Annotated in this window: 1 pseudogene; it reads left to right on the top strand. The window is 51.1% G+C overall.

The annotated features are described in order from the left end of the window. A pseudogene (locus tag R7Q48_RS30050) lies at window positions 1-552 on the top strand (6-phospho-beta-glucosidase); the annotation flags it as partial.

The raw sequence follows: 552 nt of genomic DNA, 5'->3' as shown, positions 1-552 counted from the left end.
CAGAACTGCTGCGTAATATGGGGATGATTCCATGCGCATACCTTCGCTACTATTACACCAGCGAAGACATCATGAAGCAGGAAATTGAAGAAGCGAACGGCGAAGGCACTCGCGGCGAAGTGGTCAAAGCGATGGAGAAACGTCTGTTCGATATATACCGCAACACAGAGCTTAACGAGAAACCAAAAGAACTCGAAAAGCGCGGTGGCCAATATTATTCAGAAGCGGCCTGTGAGCTGATGAGCTCTATCTACAACGACAAGCGCACCATCATGCACGTGAACACTCGCAACAACGGCGCGATTGCGGGCTTGCCGGACGACTGCACTGTGGAAGTCAGCTGTATGATCACTAAATCAGGGCCAGTCGCTTTGAATGTTGCGCCGTTCCCAACAGATACGCTGCGCCTGATTCAATTGATGAAGGATTTTGAATCACTCACTGTCGAAGCCGCGGTCACTGGCAACCGCAATGCCGCGCACCGAGCGTTGATTCTGAACCCACTGATCACAACAGGAACGATTCTAGAGCAGGCATTGGAAGAGGCAATTC

Source organism: Vibrio sp. 378, assembly GCF_033339435.1.
Note: the sequence above shows the minus strand (reverse complement) of the source record. Positions and strands in the feature narration are given on the sequence as shown.